Genomic DNA, 18,846 nt, shown 5'->3' with positions numbered 1-18,846 from the left:
TCGCAATGTTGCGTTTTTTGCGTTTGGTATAACGGTCAGCGCAGCGACAAGTCCAACCGATTGGTTCAGCGGCCTGCTTGTACAAACGACGATTAGAAGCAGGCCGACTACGCGAAGCAGGCCGCGCCGCTACCCTGGCCGCGGTAGTGGTGCCGGCCCGTTTGCTCGGCGTGCTGCTTCATGGACTCGGGACGACCCACACAGGCGCTTTTGCCAAAGTAGCGCTGCCAGTTCCATACCAACTCCCGCCACATCGACACGTCAATGCCCAACGCCGCTAAACGCTTCGCCAGCCGTGGAGGCACCTCCGCTTTAACGCCCTGGACACTCTGCTTGGCCGTCCAGCAAAGCAGTTCCCAGTAGTCCTCCCAAGACAGATTCAAGAACCCACGATCACTACTGCGAACGCCACCGGTGTGAACCTCGGCTTCGCCGGACAGGACATTGGGCTTCATTCTCAAAGGACTCAACCAAGCGTCACGCAAGATCCGACGACCGGTCGGATTCCTTCGTTTTGCTTTGCGTTCGTTCCGCAGGTCATCGACCGGTGTCTCGCGGATCTTGCGGCCGGCTTCCTCCGTCGGAATCGGCTTCAGGTCGAACGCGGCGGAGTCGACTTGTTCTCCCTTTTGTGCCTCAGCGCGATCATAAGCACTCGTAAACCGACACCCTTCTGGATCTCCCGCGATTGCCGCCCGCACTGGGTTTAAATCCACGTACATGCTGCAGGCAAGTAACCCGGCGTCATCGATAATTCTTTGCGCCTTGAACCTACCTTCCCAAAATCGCCCCGTGCACTGATCTTGAAAATTAGCCATCCGCGCGATCGGCTCCGAAAGTGCCCTCATGAACCAGGACACATCGCAGAGTCGCCGCCGCACCTCCGCCAGTCGGTTCTTATCCCGGACAAGTGTTTTGACATCATTCTCGGTCGGTTCAGCCAAATGTTCTTCCATCCGTCGACCAGGAAAGACCCGTAACCAGCGAATCGCGACCTCTTCGTCGGACCACTGCGCACAGACATCGGGCCGATTTCGCAGGATCTGGTGTATATGATTGCTCATAATCGCATAGGAAAGCACATCGATCGCGAACACCGAGGCGAGTGCCTCCATTCTCCTACGAATCCATTCTTTCCGGAACGAATAATCGACTCCCGAGACCGGATCGACCCCAGCCAGCCATGCTTTCCGAACACAGCGTTGTATGCAGTGAACATAACAAATCTCTTCTGGCGAGAACTGATCGGAGCGTTGTGGACGAGGCATGGCAATCTCCCGGTTTGAGTAATTTCCCGAATCGTACGCGCCGCCGGGCTACCCGTCAACGATGGGTGGCACCATTTATGATGAATTATGTTTTGTGGGTGGCACCAAATGTTTTCCTTGTGGGTGGCACCAAATTTTTTCCCAATTTTTTTTCCTGGCACGAAAAACTTAGAAATCGCGAAACGGTCCTCGGGGTTCGACAGCTTGCATCGATTGCCGCCAAGTCTCGAACGATGCCTCCAACTCTTGTCGTTTGTCCGGGTGTTGTTGCGATAGGTCGTTGGTTTCACCGATATCGATCGACAGATCAAACAGTCCTCCTCCGGCGGTTCCCATGTCGACCCATTTCCAATCGCCGACCCGAGCGGCTTTGTGATCGCGTCGTTGCCAAAACATTTGGTCACGTGGTGATTCTCCGGCACCTCGTAAACAATCCCACCAATCGAATCCATCGAGGATCAAATCATCAGGAGTAGAAGTCTTGGTCGCCGCGAGCAGACTCGGTACCAGTTCCAGCGACGTTAGAAACGAATCGTTGACGCGTCCCGGTGGAATCCCACCGCTGGGCCAACGGATGATCATGGGAACACGTATGCCGCCTTCCCACATCTGCCCTTTCTTTCCTCGAAGAGGCGTGTTGTCGCTGCCGCCACTGCCGCCATTGTCGGAAAAGAAGATCACGATCGTGTTGTCATAACAAGACTGTTGTTGCAGGACACGAATGATCTCGCCGATCGCTTCGTCCATGCACGTGACGCTAGCGCGATAGTCTCGTTGCCGCGCTTCCGGCGTCGCCACGCGGGCAGTCGCCTTGGCGTACTTGTGTGAAGCTGACGCTTCGCGGTCCTCGTTCTCGACCGACGGGTACATCGCCTTGTACGAATCTGGTGCCTGCACGGTCGAGCGTTTGGCTGGATCGAGTGATGAGGAATTGTGAGGCGCATTGAAGGGAACATACAGAAAAAATGGCCGGTCTCGATCACGGTTCTGCAGGAAGCGAATCGCTTCGCGTTCGAAAAGTTTCGTACAGTAGGTTCCCCGGTCTTGTTCGGTTCTTTGATCGCCGCGATACATGCTCGGCACGCCGTAACGTTCGTGCGTGTAGTAATCGATTCCGGTGTTGACGAAACCGTAGAAGTCGTCGAACCCGCGTGAGGTTGGCAAGAAACGTTTAAGCGATCCCAAGTCCCATTTGCCGTAGATGGCGGTTTGATAACCGACGTGCTGCAATAGCTCGGCCACGATCCGTTCGCGAACGTCCATCCCACCAATACGCTCGAATGTGACTTCATACTCGGCCGATGGGTATTTGTGTCCGTAGTCCGGGGCTTCGTTGCGAATCATGTCGTAGATCCCATTCCGCTGTGGGTAGCGTCCCGTCAAAATCGAACCGCGAGACGGAGTGCATGCCGGCCACGCGACATAGAAATCCGTTAATCGGGTTCCTTCGTGAGCAAGCTGATCCAGCGTGGGTGTGATGATGCCGTTTCCCAAAATCCCAACGTCGTTGTAGCCCTGGTCATCCGAAACAATCAGCAAGATGTTCGGTCGGACAATATCCGCCGCATCAATTAGGTTCGATTGTCCGGCAAGCAAGCCGAAACAAAGGAACGTCAAGCAACACAGCCGACATTTGAAAAGTGTTCTGGAAGACATGGGGACCCGTAAAATAGAGGGTTAGTGGTAAAAGAGTTCTTTTTCCTCGGATTTTCGCACTAATGAATCACGTTTTGAAGCGTCACTCAATCAGGCACGGTTCTTTTTAGACACTTTCGCTTAACGCGTGGTGATAGAATGAGAACGTCGCCTGACACCGGACCCACTTTTGGGAAACCTCTTCTCTTCTTCAGGAACGAAACGATGAAACGCCTTCACTCTCTGTTTGCGACCTTGGCACTACTTTGCCTTTTCGGCAATCCGGTCGCTCCGCATGGTTCCGCGCAAGACGTGACGATCGAAGTGAAAACGGACAACGATTCGACCGTCAAGGTGAAGAAGAAAGGCAAGTCCAAGCCACCCTTCGCGGGGCAACGACCAGAAGTGAATGTCGCCATCCTGCTCGATACGTCCAATTCGATGGACGGATTGATCAACCAAGCGAAGAGCCAATTATGGAACATCGTGCAGGAATTTGCGAAAGCGAAAAAGAACGGGAAAACACCGCTGCTGCGGGTTTCTGTTTTCGAATACGGGAACACACGACTTCCGGCATCGGAGGACTACATTCGACAAGTCGCTCAGTTGACCGATGACCTCGACAAAGTTTCCGAGGCTCTGTTCGCCCTAACGACCAGCGGTGGCGACGAGTATTGCGGCGCGGTGATCGCCGAGTCCGTCAAGCGGCTCGATTGGAGTTCGGAACCCAACGCGTACAAAGCCATCTTTATCGCCGGCAACGAGCCGTTTGATCAGGGATCGGTCGACTTTCAAGGCGCCTGCAAGAATGCCATCCAGAGCGGCATCGTGGTCAATACGATTCACTGCGGCAACTACCAACAGGGAGTCGACGGGAAGTGGCAAAAGGGTGCCCAACTCGCCGAAGGTAAATTCATGAACATCAACCAAGATGAAAAGGTGACGCACATCCCGGCCCCGCAGGACAAAATCATCATCGAATTGAACACGTCGCTGAACCAAACCTACCTGTGGTTTGGCTCGCAAGACAAACGAGAAGGTTACGCGTTGAATCAGATGCAACAAGATTCCAATGCGGGAAGCTCGCTGAGCAGCCGCGCCTTGATCAAGTCAAGTCCGCTGTACCGTAACGTCGGCCGAGATCTCGTCGATACGTTTGAGGAGAACCCGGCTGCGATTGTGAAACTCGGTGACGCTGAATTGCCGAAAGAGCTTCAAGGATTGACGTCAAAACAACGCTTGGCACGAATCGAAGAAATGTCCAAACGCAGGGCGGAGATCAAGTCGCAATTGGCCGACGCCAACCGGCAGCGAGAAGCGTTTATCGCCGACCAACAAGCCAAGCAAGCAGCATCCTCGAGCGAGGTGACGTTAGGCGATGCATTCAAGGCAGCGGTGCAAGAGCAACTGCAAACCTCAGGATTCGAAGTCGAGTAGATTGACGTTCGCAATCTAGCAAGTCTAGGTAAAACAGGGGCCCTTTTTGCCGGTTGCCATGACTCATAGCCATCAAACCTTCAGACTCTCGAGGTCGTCAGGACGCCCGCACTTGACGTAGCCGAGTCTCTCCGAGACTCCAAATCACGTAGCCGACTCTCTCCGAGACTCGTAAAAACCCCAGCGTCGCTGGTAATTGGTCTGGGCATCGTCACCGGGTTTTGAGAACATCGGTTGATGCGTTCGTTGCTCCCCCCCTTTGTCGATTTCATCGCTTACGCTGCGGTTCGTTTGGTCGTGGCGTTCGTTCAAGCGATGCCGCTGGACATGGGCGATCACTTGTGTCGCAACCTTGCGTGGCTTCTATCGGGACCGTTGCCGGTTCGTCGGAAGGAGATCGACGATGCGTTGGATCGAATCTTTCCCGGTGTTGATCCGATCCGCAAACATGAGTTGACCCGGGCGATGTGGCACCACTTGATGTTGATGGTGTGCGAGGTGGCATGGGCACAGCGACGGTTACATCGCAGCAATTGGCGAGAGCATGTCGTCTTCCGTGGCAATCGCGAAATGTTACGAGCAAGTTTTTCACCTCGCCCGGCGGTGATGGTCAGCGGTCATTTCGGCCATTTCGAAATCGGCAGCTACACGATGGGGTTGATGGGGTTGGAAACGCTCGCGATCGCCCGCAATTTGGACAACCGTTTTTTGCACCGCTGGGTGGAAAACTTTCGCGGTGCGAAGGGGCAACAAATTGTCGACAAGAACGGTTGCGCCCCGATCGTTGACGCGCATCTTCGCGGCGGCGGGACGTTATCGTTGCTGGCCGATCAGCACGCCGGCGAAAAAGGATTGTGGGTGGATTTTTGCGGGCAACCCGCGTCCTGCCACAAGGCGCTCGCCTTGTTTTCGCTGGCCAATGACGCCCCGATGCTTGCCGTCTATACCCGGCGGATCGGAGGGCGGCCGATGCAATTCGAGTCGGCCATGTTGGCCCAAGCCGACCCGCGACCAAGCGAACATGGCCACACCGATCCGCACTGCGAGTCGGTGGCGACGTTGACGCATTGGTACAACCGTCAACTCGAGGCGATGATTGACTTAGCCCCTGAGCAATACTGGTGGTTACACCGCAGGTGGCGTACCCCATCGGAGAAGGTAGCGAAGCGACTCGCCAAGCAAACGACGGCGCGAGCGGCCTAACTAGTACTCCGTCAAAATCTAGTTTTAAGGTGAGCCGAAGGCGCCAGCGGACTAAATCAACATCCCGTGTCGCATCGGGTTACGATTAAATCAACAGCCCGCTAGCGTTGGGGGGCGAGTCAACGTGGGCGGCTTCATTATGGCGGGTCGTAGCCACCAGGATTCCATGGGTGGCACCTTCCGATTCGCCGCAATGATGCCCAACCACCCCGTAGTAAGCCGTACTTACGGATCGCGCCGATCGCATAAGAACTGCACGTTGGAGTGAATCGGCAATTCGGTCCCAACAACGGACTGACGAAGATCTGGTACGATCGAATAAGCAACACAAAAACGTGAATCAGTATACGGCCTACGACGCCACGGGGCGGTTGGTCGGGTTCGTCGTTGGCTTGTGCAGGTTCTTTCATCATTCCATTATCGTCCCATGAACTCACGCGAAACTAAAGCCTCCTCCGATTCGGTTATCGACTCCGATATTCATGAACACCGTGTGGATCAAGAAATATGCCGACGCGAATCGGTGGTAACCTCGCAAACCGACTATTCTCTCATCGACCCGAGCGCGTTCATTGCCCCCGGGGCCGTCGTTTTGGGGCAGGTGCACATTGCCGCGGACGCGAGCGTTTGGTTCGGCGCGGTGATGCGTGGGGATACCGAACGGATCGAAATCGGTGCCCGATCGAACGTGCAAGACCAATGCGTGTTGCACTGCGATCCGGGTAAACCGTGCATTATCGGTGCAGACGTCACAATCGGACACGCCGCCATCGTTCACGGTGCCGTGATCGAAGACGAAGCCCTCATCGGCATCGGCGCGATCGTTCTCAACGGTGCTCGAGTAGGACGCGGCGCGATCATCGGGGCGGGAGCACTCGTCACCGAGAACACCGTGATCCCGCCCGGAATGCTGGCCGTCGGCAGCCCCGCAAAACCGATCAAACCGGTTTCCGAAGAACTCGCCCGTCGCTGCCGAGAAGGCACCGCCCATTATGTCGCCTTGGCGGCCGAGTATCGGCAACGTTTCAGCACTGAAGAATAACACTATCGATCCGATCTACCGGTCTCGCATCCGACGAAACAGTGTTTAAGATAGCGATCTACTCCGCATTCGTGCCGAGGTTCGGTTTCCGCCGATCCGCACCTAGCGGGCTGTTGATTTAGTGATCCGACGGGCTAGCGGGCTGTTGATTTAGTCCGAATCGAAACCCGAAGCGTGAGCGAGGGATATATAAAGAGTTGCATCCCTCGCTTACGCTTCGGGTTACGATTGAATCGACAGCCCGCTAGAGCCACCCCCTCTATCGATTCAGAAAAGGCAAGCGTTATCAAGACCGCATTGATCACCGGCATCACCGGCCAGGATGGCTCGTATTTGACCGAGCTTTTGCTTGAAAAGGGATACACGGTTCATGGACTAGTGCGCCGAACCAGCAACACGGTTCGCTCGCGTCTGGATCCGTTGTTTGACGATAAAAATGTTTACAACCATAAGCTTTTTTTGCATTACGCGGACCTGGATGATGCGACCACGATTCGCCGAGTATTGGTCAAGACGCGGCCCGACGAGTTGTATCACTTAGCCGGACAGAGCCATGTGGGAGCGAGTTTCGAGATTCCCGAATCGACTTGCCAGTTCACCGCGATGGGAACACTGAAGTTGCTCGAGATCGTTCGCGATCTTGAAAAATCACCAAGAATTTTGCACATCAGCAGTAGTGAAATCTTTGGTCGTCCAGACGCGTCGCCGCAAGACGAACGAACCGCAATGCGACCGGTTACGCCGTACGGCGTCGCCAAAGCGTTCGCGACCCAGATGGTCCAGGTATATCGCGAATCGTTCGGTTGTTTCGCATGCAATGCGATCTGTTACAACCACGAGTCGCCGCGGCGGGGTGAATCGTTCGTCACTCGCAAGATCACCAGAGCGGCGGCCGCGATCTCGCTCGGACTTCAAAGCGAGCTTCGCTTGGGGGCATTGGATTCTCGCCGCGACTGGGGCTACGCGCCTGATTACGTACGAGCGATGTGGATGATGTTGCAACACGACACGCCCGACGACTACGTGTTGGGGACCGGACTGACCCACAGTATCGAGGATTTCTTGGGATTTGCCTTTGAACGGGTCGGATTGGATTGGCATCAATTCGTGACCACCGATGCCAAATACATGCGACCTTCCGACGTGCGCGACCTTTGTGGGAACGCTGGCAAGGCGGCCCGCAATCTAGGCTGGAAACCTTCGGGAACGTGCCGCGATCTCGCTCATGCGATGGTCGACAACGATCTTTCGTTGCTCAAGCGACAAACGACTACCGTCCGGTAACCAATCGACATTTAGTGATTGGCTGCGAAAGCTTGGCTGGCGAGAATTCCCCAAAACACGTCTTCGAAAAAAGCTCGTCTTGTTTCGGTGTCTAAGTCGGAGTCGCGTTCTAATTCCGCTTTCCAAAAAGGCGAATCCGAGGCGTCGGGTCGGGTGAGCGTCAGCAGGAACAACTGATCCAACACCCAACCGTCGTCGTTGCTATGTCGCAGCAACTGGAAAAGTTTACCGTCAACCGCCGAAACACGATCCTGTAGCAGCGGACCGTTGATCCAGTACAACGCTTGGGCGAGAGACTCACTTGCACCGTTCACGCCCGTGCAATCTGCGGTTCGATCGCAACGACCGAGCAAATCGAGCGTGCGTGACTCGGCAAGATTGTTGGTCAGGTTCACCACGCGGGTCGTCATCGGCGCGTCAAGTTCCAGAGGAATCCCGGTCACGTCGCCGATCGCATCAGCAATCACTTCGGCCTCCAACGGACGTGCTAACTTTCGAGAATAGAACGTCTCGTCGGTTTCGTTGCCTAGCACCGGTTCGCATTGACGTTGGTAAGCTTGCGAATGACAGATTTTGCCAATCGTGTGTTTGAACCGAAATTCGTGGTCGGCAAAATCTTGAGCCAACCACTCGAGCAATTCCGGATGCGTTGCGGGGTTGGTTGCCCTCAAGTCGTCCACGGGTTCGACGAGACCTCGCCCCATCAATTCCCGCCACAAACGATTGACGGTGACGCGAGCCAAATACGGTGTCCGCTCGCGTGTTAGCCAGTCGGCCAAGACCTCACGTCCGTCCTCATCGGCGGTCAAGAACCGCTGTCCTGGAATCCTTGGGATTGCCGGTTGGCCGGTGACGGGGTGCGTGACTTCTCCTCGCTTGGCGATCGATACGATACGCCCCCGTGTCAGTTTCGCAAAGATTGCGGAGAACCCGTGGTAGTCGTCTTGGGTCCAATGGTCGAGCGGATGATTGTGGCAGTTGGCACATTGCAAACGCACTCCCATCAACGAACGTGAGACATGTTCGGCGAGATCGCCGGGACGATTGCCAAACCGAGAAAAATTCGCCGGTCCGATCTCGTAGCTGTCACCTTCGGACAAGATCAATTGCCGTGCAACTTGATTGAATGGTTCGTCGTGGTCGATTCGATCGGCCAACCATCGGTGATATGCCTGAGCACCTTCGGATTGCAATTGGCCAGCGTCGATTCTCAAGATGTTCGCCCATTTGAGCGCCCAATAATCCGCGAAGGCACGCGTTTCGAGTAACTCGTCGGTGCGGATCGCACGCCGATCAGGTCTGGTGTCGGTCACAAAGGTTTCGATTTCCGTCAAAGTGGGCAAACGACCACAAAGATCCAAGGTCACGCGCCGGAGAAAAGCATGGTCATCTGCGAGCGGCGAACTTGGAATTCGCAGTTCCCGAAGTTGGGTATTGATGAACTGATCAATCGGATTGATTCGCTCTGAATCCAATGGCTCGGTGGATGTCTCAGCAAGAGCGTTCGGTTCGACGGTTGTTTGCGAGCCAGTCGGCATCGGCACGGTCAAACGAATCGGCAAAACGCGATCCATGAACCGCGCGATCACGACATGAACACCGGGTCGGTGAACAATCATACGGCTAGTCGGTCGATCGATCGTGACCGCTTCGGCGTCATTGGGAGTCAGCACCGTCCAATCCGAAACGTTCGAACTTGTTTCGTTCCGATTGTGTTCCCGCCAAGTCGCGACGACGGAAAAAGAGACCGAGTCCCCCGGACGATCCAGCACGATGCTTTCCGGAATGGTCGTCAGGGCGACCAACTCTCGAACGCGTTGGCGTCTTGCCCTCTGCTCGATCCAAGCGAACAGCTTTTGAAACGCAGCCGAGTTTTGCTCCAAAACCAAGCCGCCTTCATGACCGATTTGTTCGCTCGGTTTGAGTAACAACAAACTGCGCTCGGGTTGGAAGCGGTTGACACGCCGTCCCTCCAGCGATCGCGTGATCGAGTCGTAATCATTCGCCGCGTCGGATCCCAATAGTGACAGTTTGAAACCGCCTCGACCGATGGCGGCTCCGTGACACGATCCGGCGTTGCATCCGTGCCGGGTCAACAACGGCATGATCTCGGTATCGAAATCGATGACGACTCCTTGAGCCGCCGGCCGCTCCTCAGCCGAGACCGTAACGACGCTGACGATCGATCCAAGGGTAACGAGTTGGAGCATCACCACGACAAACGAAAACAGCTTGGAGATCGAAAATGATCGCATCGGTCATGAACCTACTCGGGCGTTTTCGTTTTCGTCGATCGGTCGTCGGGCGATGTTTCGTTTTGCAAGGCGGCTCGACGGGTCTCTCCGCCGCGACGCATCGCTTGTCCGCGCGGATACGCCAACGCTTCCAACTGCTTTTGATCGGGTGCCGGTTGATCTATTAACGCCGCGATCGGCGAGGCAATCTGCGCGGCCTGTGTGAGACTCGGTTGGATCAACGCAAAGTTGGCGGTGACTTGGTTTTGATTGGCAACCAAAATCGTCAACTCGACATTGCGGTTCAATCCGTAAGCCCCCGGGCCTTCTTCGCCGTCGATCGAAACGCCGACCGGAACGACGAACCGCAACGACGGGGCCGCCCGCCGCAGGTATGCTTCGGCTGCGGCTTGATCGTCGTCTAGCCAGACGATCGTGCATTGAACGTTGTGCGTCTTTTGTGACGCCACGTATTCCGAAATCGCTCGCGTCAACGCCATGCCCGGACGCGTTAGTTGATGGACAAAAATCAACACAGTCGGTTTCTCACTGGCGGACTCGATCGGATCGACGGTCGTCGCTTGAGCATCCTCGCTGACTAACAGGATCTTAAAGCTCGATAACTTTTCGCCAATTTGAGGTCCTGAAAAAACCGGATCCTCTGCTCCCGCGATCGCACTGAGAAATATCAACAAGACAAACGACAAAGCGCCGAGGCGAGACGACTCCACCAAACGATTTCGCTTCTCAAACATCAGGTCGTCCTTTGCTCAGGAGATCGAAGACATCAAAAGTAACCCCAACAATAAGATCATCGTAACGCCACCTATGACCAGAAACAATTTGGCGTACGAAAACGGTGACGAACCGATGATGTAGCGAGCATCCTGGCCGCAGATCACAACACGGTACAGTTCGTTTCGATAGCGATAGGCCAACACGTAGGCGGGAAAAGCGTAGCGTTGAGTGATGAGTTGACGCAGCACGATCGAAACGTGGACATGGCGAAAACGAGTCCCGGGAACGAACTCGTGCTCGACGCGAGCCGCCGCGGTCGAGTTGATTGCCGACGCGATTTGCTGCCGTGCTTGACTGCGCGAAACGTCGAATCGCTCGAGCGTTGGGTGCTCACCGCCACCACTCGGAGACGTCATGGCGGTTTCTAGCTTGAAACCTGGCGTGATCGCATCGGATTCTTTCTGTGTCAAACCTCTCGATCCTGAGACGAGTAGACTTGCGAATCGAATCGGAGTCTGGCCCGAATGCGGTGCCCACGCGGATCGGCCCGCTCCCGCATTGGAATCGGCCGTCCAACTGACGAGCGCCTCGGCATCACAAACCCAGGCAACCCACCACAGCGGTTTGATCTCGGTCAACTTGGACGCTGACGATAAATCGGACGGCTGGAACCATCCGCGAGTGCCAAGCCATGTTTTCAAGGCCGCTCGCGCCTCGTTGGCCGAGACCGTCATCGGAAGATACCACTGCGTCTGCTCCATCGGATCGTCGTTCGTTTCGACTTCCAGCACATCACCACAAAACGAACATGCCGGAGCCTGAAGGTCCGGGTCGTAGGTGATCGCAGCCCCGCATCCTTGGCATCGAAGCAACTTGACTGATACGTGCGACGAAGTGGAGTTCTTGAGATCGGGCGCGGCTTGACCACAGATCGAGCATCGCAAATCACCGGCCTCAAGCGGCGAATCGCATCGCGGACAGTGGATCTGAACATTCGAATTCGCAACGATTGGGGCGTTGGACATCCTCATTGCCTCGCCATTGCGAAGATGAGGAAAACAACACCGATCACAACCAGCACTCCGATCACGGCAAACGCGACTTTGGTCGTGGAGATCGGAACCTTCCCAGCCACTCGGCTTGTTTGACCATTGACCAGTATTTGAATCGGCGGCTGGTCGTTGGCGTATCGGATCGCGTAGACCCAAATCGGAAGCAGTACAAGATCGATGACTTCGTCGGTTAAAGTGGTTTGATGTTGCAGATTTCGATGCTTATCTCCCGGCATGAAATTCGGCAACTTCCCACCGATCTGTGCCAGAGTTTCTTGGCGGGCAAAATCAAAACAAGCCGCTTCCGTCCGCGACGGTTCCTCAGCCAACCAACCCGCAAGGTACGCATCCGAATAGGCACGCAGGGCGCGCAAATCAAACGGTTCAATCGCTTGCAACGCTTCGTTGGTCACACCGTTGGACGCCGTCACGATGACATCGACAATGTAACTGGCGTGTCGGCCGCTGAGAGGACGCCATTCGGTTTTCGTCACCGTCCGGGTTCGTCGCACGGTTTTGCCCTTTGAATCGGTCGTCGTGTAGGTTTCTGTCTCGGTGTAGTTCTCACCGATACTCGCCGAATAAGCTGAATGAGCAACGGCTCCATACAAGTACGCGGGCAGGTAGATGCCGTGCGTCAATTCAGGAACGGCCGACTTGAAATCACTACGTGCAAACAGGTGACTTCGCGATAGCCATTGACGGACCGCGGTGGTCGCTCGCTCATGATTGACCACGAATCCGACCAAAAATGTCGGCGTGGGGCGGTCGGGAGCCGAAGGACGCGTGATGATCGACGGCGAGGCGCAATAGGGACAAGTCGTCGACCGAATGTTCGCGGCCACGTTCAAAATCGCCCCGCAAGACTGACAAGCGATCTCGGTCGATTCTTGCGTAGGAGTAAGAGGAACGGGAGCGGGCATCACGTCAGTCTAACCGACATACTTGGGGGATGGGAAACAAAGATCGATCCGGCGGATCGTACGCAGTGAACCTAGGCTTCGGGTTGTGACGGGAACGAACCGGTCATCGCAACGACGCGCTGACCAATTCACGATCGTTGCGTGCATAGATCACTCCGTCAGCGATTGCCGGATGCGCCCACACAACGCCGTCGCGGCGACGTAATTGTTGCAATGTGGGCTCGAGCAGCTTGGAACGCGAACGAATCTCGATGCCTTGTGGGGACAGCGTGGTCATCAAGAGTTCACCGCGTTCGTTCAACATGATTTCATCGTTGCCGTTCTGGATCATGTGCACCGTCGCCCAACGAGCCTCAGGCACCACGCTCAAGTCCTCCCAAACACGGTCGCCGGTCATCAGGTCGAGACAGCGAAACTGACCATAACTATCGACGCCGTAAATGAATTCACCTTTAATCAACGGGTTGGAGATCATCGAGTGCAGCGAATCGGTGTTCTTTTCATCCGCGCCCCGACGCCACCACAATTGGGAGGCGGCGGGTCGGTCTTGGTTAAGTGCGATCAGCATCGATCCGTCGTAAAAAGATGAAACAAGTAACTTGTTATTTTGGACAACGGGAGTTGGAACGCCGATCGGCATGTTGATTGGTTTCATCGGTTGGGACCAGTATGTTTCGCCGTTGCTGGGATTTAGTCCCGTCACACTTTCGCCGGTCCAGCAAACCAGGACATCTTGTTGGCCCTGTTGAACGATGATGGGGGCGCTGTAGCCCGCTTTTTCATCGATCGCCCGCCAACGTTCTTGACCGGTCTCGAGATCGAACGCGACCAAGCAGGCATCCCCTGTTCCGGCAACGACTTGAATCACCATTCCATCGTGAACCAACGGCGCCGCCGTGATACCCCAAATCGGCATGCGGATTTGATAGTCCGATTCGAGATCGCGGGACCAAATCATCTTGCCGGTTTCGGTTTGCAGGCAACTTAACCGTCCGGTGCCTCCGACGGCGATCGCTTTGTCGCCGTGGATTGTGACGGCGGCACGAGGCCCGGACGCCGAGTAGCCGATCGAATACTCGACGGAATCCTCATGCGTCCATAATGTCTTGCCTGTCTCGGCATCGAAGCACAAGACACGTTCGACGACGTCACGCTCTTCGCCTTGGCGATCAGTCAAATAGACACGTCCGTTGGCAACCGTCGGTCCGCTATAGCCGGGACCCACGGGAACTTTCCATCGCAGTGGCAGTTGGCCGTCGGACAATTTTTTTGCGATCAATGGATCGTCGATTTGGGCGTCACGATTGTCCCCACGCCATTGGGGCCAATCTTCGCCTCGGCAAATCACCGGACTGGCAACGCATAGGACCACGATCAAGCAAATCGGAAGCAGCATCATCTTTGTTGTCAATCGGGACATTTTTGTTCGTGAAGTTGAAAGTGAAAAGTTGAAACGGATTCCCTGACCGAAGAAGTTAGCATGACTCTCTGCGTCGTGCCGACTCGACTTGGAACGCCGAGCTACTTTACCGACCGGTGCCAACGAACCCCGATCGGTGCGGCTACAATGGACTCCGACCGTAATCGAATCGCGTGTCAGCAGTGTTCGGTGATTAACGTGTTCCCCGCCAATCATCCCGCCTTATTGAGAGTATGCCATGTTACATCAATCCAATCGTCGTGAATTTGTACGAAATATCGTAAGTACGGGGAGCGCCATCGCTCTTTCGGCGCTGAGTTACTCACGAGTTCAGGGGGCCAATGATCGTTTTCGAATCGCAAGTATCGGAACCGGCGGCAAAGGTTGGAGCGACCTCACTGGGGTCGCGGCCAGTCCATCGGTCGAGGTTGCCGCGTTATGCAATATCGATCATTCCGCCGAGCATCTCGGACGAGCAGCCGAAACGTATCCCAGTGCGAAGCGAATGACGGACTGGCGAAAACTGCTCGACGACTCCAATGACATCGACGCCGTCATCGTCTCGACACCCGACTTCATGCACGCTCCGATCGCCTTGGCCGCAATGCATCTGCGGAAACACGTGTTCTGCCAAAAACCGCTGACGCACACCGTTTTCGAAGCCCGCCAAATGAATCTTGCGGCGAGATCGTTTGGTTTGGTCACTCAAATGGGTAATCAGATCCAATCGCACACCGCCTATCGCACGGCCGTTAAGGCGGTTCATGACGGAGTGATCGGTCAAGTGATCGAGGTACACTCGTGGCAAGGTGGGTCCCCCTCGTGGCCGCGACACATCGACCGGCCGGTCGGAGCCGACCCGGTTCCGGACCACGTTGATTGGGACCTGTGGCAAGGTGTGGCGGATCGACGTCCGTACAAGAAAGATCTTTACCACGCGTTTTCATGGCGCGGATGGCAAGCATACGGCACAGGCCAACTTGGAGACTTCGGTTGTCATATTCTTGACCCCGTTTTCAAATCGTTGGAACTCACCGCGCCGACTCAATTGGTCGCCGAAGCACCGCCGATCAAAGCGGAGACCTGGACGGATCGAGCGACCATCCGATATCGATTCCCCGGCACAACCCGGACTGCTGGGTCAACGATCGATGTGACCTGGTACGACGCGGTGGGTGCCCGACCGCCGCGCGAACGCCTTTCGCACATTCCGTCCGATTACGAGCTACCCAACGCCGGTTCGGTCTTGGTCGGTGAAAAGGGTTCCCTGGTGATTCCTCATGTCGCGATGCCGCGATTGTTTCTTGGTGATTCGGGGACCGGCAACGGTTCCGACTCGCCACTGACAATCGTCGATGGTGTCGATCATTACGTGCAGTGGGCGGATGCGTGCCGAGGCGTCGACCAAACGACTTCCTCGTTCGACTACTCCGGACCGCTGACCGAAACGGTCTTACTCGGAACGGTGGCGATCCGAATGCCCGGTGAGACGCTTCAATGGGATTCCGATAGCATGCGAATCAGCAATGCTCCGGCTGCCGAAGCCTATCTGAGCAAATCCTACCGCGATGGTTGGGAACCGACCTGGGTTTAGTGCAAAGAACGGGACGTTCTGTTGAAAATGCCGATTGAAAATTAGCCGACACCCGTCGGCTAATTCAATCAGCAGACTTCGAATTCTCAAGGCGACTACGCCGCAAACACATAAGCCCGACGCGCAACGAAGTGTTGATTTAGTCCACATCGAAACCCGAAGCGTGAGCGAGGGATACATACAGACCTTAACGGCGATGAATCCCTCGCTCACGCTTCGGGTTACGATTAAACGACCTCAGCGAAACTGAGCGGACACTACTCGCCCTACTTTCCAACCACCCACAGAATGCCTCGGGTGATCAGATTGAGGTATCGATCATCGCCCACGGTGTCATTGTTGTGCCCGAGCGTGGTGCTAAAGATTTTCGTTTGATTGGGGCCGTAAAGGTTCGTCCACGCGACGACTGCGGTCGCCGCACGAGGCTTCGCGTTCGGATCGGCTTTGAGCTCTTTCTTATTTGGTGTTTGCAACTGATCGCCCCGCGCCAACACTTCGGCACCATCGAACGTGCGAACATTGTTGTAGAGTTCCTCGTTGATCGTCGTCCAATTCTCGAGGCCCGCCACGATCGGGTGCTTTGAATCGGTGTAAGTCACATCGATGGGCAACTGCGGCCCGTGGCCGGTGGACTGCAAACCGAGCATCTCGTACCAACCTGCGTTCTCTGCACCAGGCTCGACCGGTTGGCGATAATCGCCCCAACGATAACTGTGCATCGCACAGTGCAAATTCACCGCCGGGACGCCTTTGCGGTGAGCATTCAAGATTCGATCGACGTACGGCCGTTCGGTCACCGAAGCCGAGCACTCATCATGAATCACGACGTCGAAACCTTCCGCCCAATCGTCCGATTCATAGATCTCGAACCGAGTGTCGGTTCCCTTGCTGGGGTTGTGAACGACCGTCACCTCAGCACTGATACGTTGTTCGATGCCTTCCTTGAGTAACCGCGTTTGGGTCTCATAGTCATGACAGCAACCACCCGCCACGAGCAAGACCTGAAGAGGCTTTTTGGCGTCGGCAGATTCTTCGGCATGAACGAGCACGCCCGATCCCGAAACAAAAGACAGCGAGAGAAATAAAATGGCAAGACGTTTCATGTCAGTCCGATTAAAGCAGAGGTGGGGATAGAATTGAGGCGGGAAAAACGATCAAGCGGTGACCCCGGTTGCTTCTTTGAGCACGCGTTGGGCGACCCATTGACCGATGCCACGGCCGGCTTGCAAGCCAGCCGTGTTGTCGAAGTTGAAGTGAATCCCTCCGTAAATTCGGCTGACGCCGGCCTCGTCGGCCGCTTCGCGGAAGCTATCGAACGACCGTGTTACGATCGAATCAAACGATGCCGGATCGCTTTGCGTTTCGAAGGCTACGTTGTCACCGAACAGCGATGTCAACACCGCGTCGGCGGCACCGCTGAAACTGCTGTGGCCGGACGTGTAAGCAGGGAACGGCGGGTTGATCCATTCGGGCGTCCAGTTTGGATCGGCGGTTGTTTGATCGTTGCCGTCGGCATCGGCGTGTCGAATCGCGTCGATCGGTCGCCAGAGATCGTAAAGATACTTGGCATCCCATGCGGCGATCCCCGCGTCCGCCAATGCGAGGTTCACCAATGCGAAGACGCGAGCGTTGTCAACCAAATCAAGGCCGCGATCGATCAATACGTTGCCTGTAATTTGATTCCAATGGCCCGGCGGAGTGAACGTCCCGTCCGCGTCCGCCCAAAACACGCCGATCTCTTTCTGTTCGGCCGTCCGAATCGTGCTGTCTTTGCCGCCGATCTGCATGACTTCATCGACCGCGTCGGCATACGCTTGGCTGTCCATCGGTGGTGGCGGACCGGGACGAAATTGATCGGCCGAGTCCAAGGTAAACGGAGTCACGCCCGGCCACTGCGGCAACAACCCGTCGGCGAACCCCGGTTCGGTCGGACGCCATCGACCGGGATCACTGGAAGATTGATAATCCGACACCACTTCACTTTGGTCGGTCGCTCGCAACGTCAGCATCGCTTCACCGACCTGATAGCCGAACGTGATGGAGGCCTCCTTGGACGATCCGTCGGGAATCTGACTCAAAGACTCGGCAAAGGTGGATGCCCAAAGATCGGCATATTGCGAATCGGGATAAAGATGTTTTGCAACGTGATAGGCTGCAGCGGCCGCCGCAGCGTCGCGCGATCCCGACGGGGCATTACTCAATCCGACAAGATACGACTCATAAGTGCCATTAAACGCGTTGGCGGCGTCAAACATCGCGGTATGCATCATCGCCATGTTCTTGGCCGCTTGCGGTGGTGGTGTTCGATCGGCACGGATGACATCCAAAATCACCGCGTTCCAATCGGTTACCAAATCAGTGCACCGGACCGTCACCGAGCTTGAGTCCGTCCGACCGAGCGGATCGACGGCTTTCAGCATCACCGTCTGCAAGCCGCGATTGAGGGGGACGTCGACGACAAAACGCCCCTCGGAGTCAGACTGGACTGACTGGGCGACCGGTGCTGAATCGGCCGAGTTGGCTGGGAAGACGTCGACCCGTGATTCTGGCAACGTTACACCCTGCAATCGCATCGAATCCCCGATCACGACACCGTTGCCGTTGGGGTCGTCGGCAACATCCAAATCTGCGGTCACCGAGATCGGGTCGGTGTACCGGTTCAAAGCATTGACGATCAACAACGCGTCCAGGGGCGTGACCCGCTGATCGCCGCTGGTGTCGTAGTACTGATCCGAATCGGGCCGCGTCGCCGGCAAATCCAATGTGTCCGATTGATCAATTCGTTGGAAAACGACCTGGGTGTCCGACAACGAAACATCCTCAGACCGATCGACGTCGAGCGGCAATTGCGGATTCTGCCATGCGGATGCAAAGCAAAGTCGGGGTTCGAGTTTTTCGAATCGTTTGGTCATGGCCGAACAATGATAATCAGAAAACGGCGTTACCGCCGATGGCAGTTTGTTTTTAGCTTTTGGCTTTTGGCTATCCGTTTGCTTTCGAAAAGGTAGCAATTTGG

General features: G+C 55.7%; 15 protein-coding genes. 5 read left to right on the top strand and 10 right to left on the bottom strand.

Translation table 11 applies throughout. The features are described from left to right. Window positions 1–107: 107 nt before the first annotated feature. Together Pla100_RS23540 and Pla100_RS23535 are read right to left on the bottom strand one after the other, a co-directional pair. Window positions 108–1,268, bottom strand: coding sequence for a hypothetical protein (locus Pla100_RS23540; RefSeq protein WP_146580800.1), 1,161 nt, complete (start codon window positions 1,266–1,268; stop codon window positions 108–110). Window positions 1,269–1,436: 168 nt separating this feature from the next. Continuing rightward, window positions 1,437–2,924, bottom strand: a complete 1,488-nt coding sequence (locus tag Pla100_RS23535; RefSeq protein ID WP_146580798.1) for a sulfatase-like hydrolase/transferase — start codon at window positions 2,922–2,924, stop codon at window positions 1,437–1,439. Between the two features lie 204 nt (window positions 2,925–3,128). Here Pla100_RS23535 and Pla100_RS23530 point away from each other — a divergent pair, with 204 nt between their 5' ends. Together Pla100_RS23530 and Pla100_RS23525 are read left to right on the top strand one after the other, a co-directional pair. Then, on the top strand, window positions 3,129–4,340 hold the full coding sequence (locus tag Pla100_RS23530) for a VWA domain-containing protein (protein ID WP_146580796.1): 1,212 nt from the start codon (window positions 3,129–3,131) through the stop codon (window positions 4,338–4,340). Window positions 4,341–4,577: 237 nt separating this feature from the next. Then, the gene (locus tag Pla100_RS23525; protein ID WP_146580795.1) at window positions 4,578–5,543 is read left to right on the top strand and encodes a lysophospholipid acyltransferase family protein; all 966 of its coding nucleotides are present in this window, start codon (window positions 4,578–4,580) and stop codon (window positions 5,541–5,543) included. 137 nt (window positions 5,544–5,680) lie between these two features. Here the strand turns inward: Pla100_RS23525 and yidD are convergent, their stop codons facing one another. Next, a complete protein-coding gene (gene yidD, locus Pla100_RS23520; RefSeq protein ID WP_231603450.1) occupies window positions 5,681–5,956 on the bottom strand; it encodes a membrane protein insertion efficiency factor YidD in 276 nt (91 codons plus the stop codon). 14 nt (window positions 5,957–5,970) lie between these two features. Here yidD and Pla100_RS23515 point away from each other — a divergent pair, with 14 nt between their 5' ends. Continuing rightward, window positions 5,971–6,585: a gamma carbonic anhydrase family protein gene (locus Pla100_RS23515; RefSeq protein WP_146580793.1), complete on the top strand. Its 615-nt coding sequence runs from the start codon at window positions 5,971–5,973 to the stop codon at window positions 6,583–6,585. Window positions 6,586–6,870: 285 nt separating this feature from the next. Further along, window positions 6,871–7,869: a GDP-mannose 4,6-dehydratase gene (locus Pla100_RS23510; protein WP_146580950.1), complete on the top strand. Its 999-nt coding sequence runs from the start codon at window positions 6,871–6,873 to the stop codon at window positions 7,867–7,869. 11 nt (window positions 7,870–7,880) lie between these two features. Here the strand turns inward: Pla100_RS23510 and Pla100_RS23505 are convergent, their stop codons facing one another. The 5 genes from Pla100_RS23505 to Pla100_RS23485 form a co-directional block, all read right to left on the bottom strand. Continuing rightward, complete coding sequence (locus Pla100_RS23505; RefSeq protein WP_146580791.1) at window positions 7,881–10,124, bottom strand: DUF1549 and DUF1553 domain-containing protein; 2,244 nt, start codon at window positions 10,122–10,124, stop codon at window positions 7,881–7,883. Between the two features lie 11 nt (window positions 10,125–10,135). Next, window positions 10,136–10,858: a hypothetical protein gene (locus tag Pla100_RS23500; RefSeq protein ID WP_146580789.1), complete on the bottom strand. Its 723-nt coding sequence runs from the start codon at window positions 10,856–10,858 to the stop codon at window positions 10,136–10,138. A gap of 15 nt (window positions 10,859–10,873) precedes the next feature. Next, window positions 10,874–11,866, bottom strand: coding sequence for a hypothetical protein (locus tag Pla100_RS23495; protein ID WP_146580787.1), 993 nt, complete (start codon window positions 11,864–11,866; stop codon window positions 10,874–10,876). Window positions 11,867–11,868: 2 nt separating this feature from the next. Next, complete coding sequence (locus Pla100_RS23490) at window positions 11,869–12,816, bottom strand: hypothetical protein (protein WP_146580786.1); 948 nt, start codon at window positions 12,814–12,816, stop codon at window positions 11,869–11,871. A 103-nt stretch (window positions 12,817–12,919) separates the two neighbouring features. Continuing rightward, window positions 12,920–14,236 (bottom strand): PQQ-binding-like beta-propeller repeat protein, encoded by a 1,317-nt coding sequence (locus Pla100_RS23485; protein ID WP_231603449.1) that lies wholly within the window; start codon window positions 14,234–14,236, stop codon window positions 12,920–12,922. 238 nt (window positions 14,237–14,474) lie between these two features. Between Pla100_RS23485 and Pla100_RS23480 the strand changes: the two genes are divergently transcribed. Next, window positions 14,475–15,830, top strand: a complete 1,356-nt coding sequence (locus Pla100_RS23480) for a Gfo/Idh/MocA family protein (protein WP_146580783.1) — start codon at window positions 14,475–14,477, stop codon at window positions 15,828–15,830. 266 nt (window positions 15,831–16,096) lie between these two features. Here Pla100_RS23480 and Pla100_RS23475 read toward each other — a convergent pair whose 3' ends face one another. Both Pla100_RS23475 and Pla100_RS23470 read right to left on the bottom strand, forming a co-directional pair. After that, window positions 16,097–16,933, bottom strand: a complete 837-nt coding sequence (locus Pla100_RS23475) for a ThuA domain-containing protein (protein ID WP_146580781.1) — start codon at window positions 16,931–16,933, stop codon at window positions 16,097–16,099. 51 nt (window positions 16,934–16,984) lie between these two features. Continuing rightward, window positions 16,985–18,742 carry a vanadium-dependent haloperoxidase gene (locus Pla100_RS23470; protein ID WP_146580779.1) on the bottom strand — a complete coding sequence of 586 codons (1,758 nt, stop codon included), beginning with the start codon at window positions 18,740–18,742 and terminating at the stop codon, window positions 16,985–16,987. Between the last annotated feature and the right edge of the window lie 104 nt (window positions 18,743–18,846).

This window comes from Neorhodopirellula pilleata, assembly GCF_007859915.1.
Classification (GTDB): domain Bacteria; phylum Planctomycetota; class Planctomycetia; order Pirellulales; family Pirellulaceae; genus Rhodopirellula; species Rhodopirellula pilleata.
The sequence above is the reverse complement of the archived record's forward strand: the minus strand, read 5'-3'. Positions and strand labels throughout refer to the sequence as shown.

Excerpts from the sequence above, each read along its gene's own strand:
- Pla100_RS23540 (WP_146580800.1), bottom strand. The coding sequence starts at position 1,268 with ATGCCTCGTCCACAACGCTCCGATCAGTTCTCGCCAGAAGAGATTTGT.
- Pla100_RS23535 (WP_146580798.1), bottom strand. The coding sequence starts at position 2,924 with ATGTCTTCCAGAACACTTTTCAAATGTCGGCTGTGTTGCTTGACGTTC.
- Pla100_RS23530 (WP_146580796.1), top strand. The coding sequence starts at position 3,129 with ATGAAACGCCTTCACTCTCTGTTTGCGACCTTGGCACTACTTTGCCTT.
- Pla100_RS23525 (WP_146580795.1), top strand. The coding sequence starts at position 4,578 with ATGCGTTCGTTGCTCCCCCCCTTTGTCGATTTCATCGCTTACGCTGCG.
- yidD (WP_231603450.1), bottom strand. The coding sequence starts at position 5,956 with ATGATGAAAGAACCTGCACAAGCCAACGACGAACCCGACCAACCGCCC.
- Pla100_RS23515 (WP_146580793.1), top strand. The coding sequence starts at position 5,971 with ATGAACTCACGCGAAACTAAAGCCTCCTCCGATTCGGTTATCGACTCC.
- Pla100_RS23505 (WP_146580791.1), bottom strand. The coding sequence starts at position 10,124 with ATGCGATCATTTTCGATCTCCAAGCTGTTTTCGTTTGTCGTGGTGATG.
- Pla100_RS23500 (WP_146580789.1), bottom strand. The coding sequence starts at position 10,858 with ATGTTTGAGAAGCGAAATCGTTTGGTGGAGTCGTCTCGCCTCGGCGCT.
- Pla100_RS23495 (WP_146580787.1), bottom strand. The coding sequence starts at position 11,866 with ATGTCCAACGCCCCAATCGTTGCGAATTCGAATGTTCAGATCCACTGT.
- Pla100_RS23490 (WP_146580786.1), bottom strand. The coding sequence starts at position 12,816 with ATGCCCGCTCCCGTTCCTCTTACTCCTACGCAAGAATCGACCGAGATC.
- Pla100_RS23485 (WP_231603449.1), bottom strand. The coding sequence starts at position 14,236 with ATGTCCCGATTGACAACAAAGATGATGCTGCTTCCGATTTGCTTGATC.
- Pla100_RS23480 (WP_146580783.1), top strand. The coding sequence starts at position 14,475 with ATGTTACATCAATCCAATCGTCGTGAATTTGTACGAAATATCGTAAGT.
- Pla100_RS23475 (WP_146580781.1), bottom strand. The coding sequence starts at position 16,933 with ATGAAACGTCTTGCCATTTTATTTCTCTCGCTGTCTTTTGTTTCGGGA.
- Pla100_RS23470 (WP_146580779.1), bottom strand. The coding sequence starts at position 18,742 with ATGACCAAACGATTCGAAAAACTCGAACCCCGACTTTGCTTTGCATCC.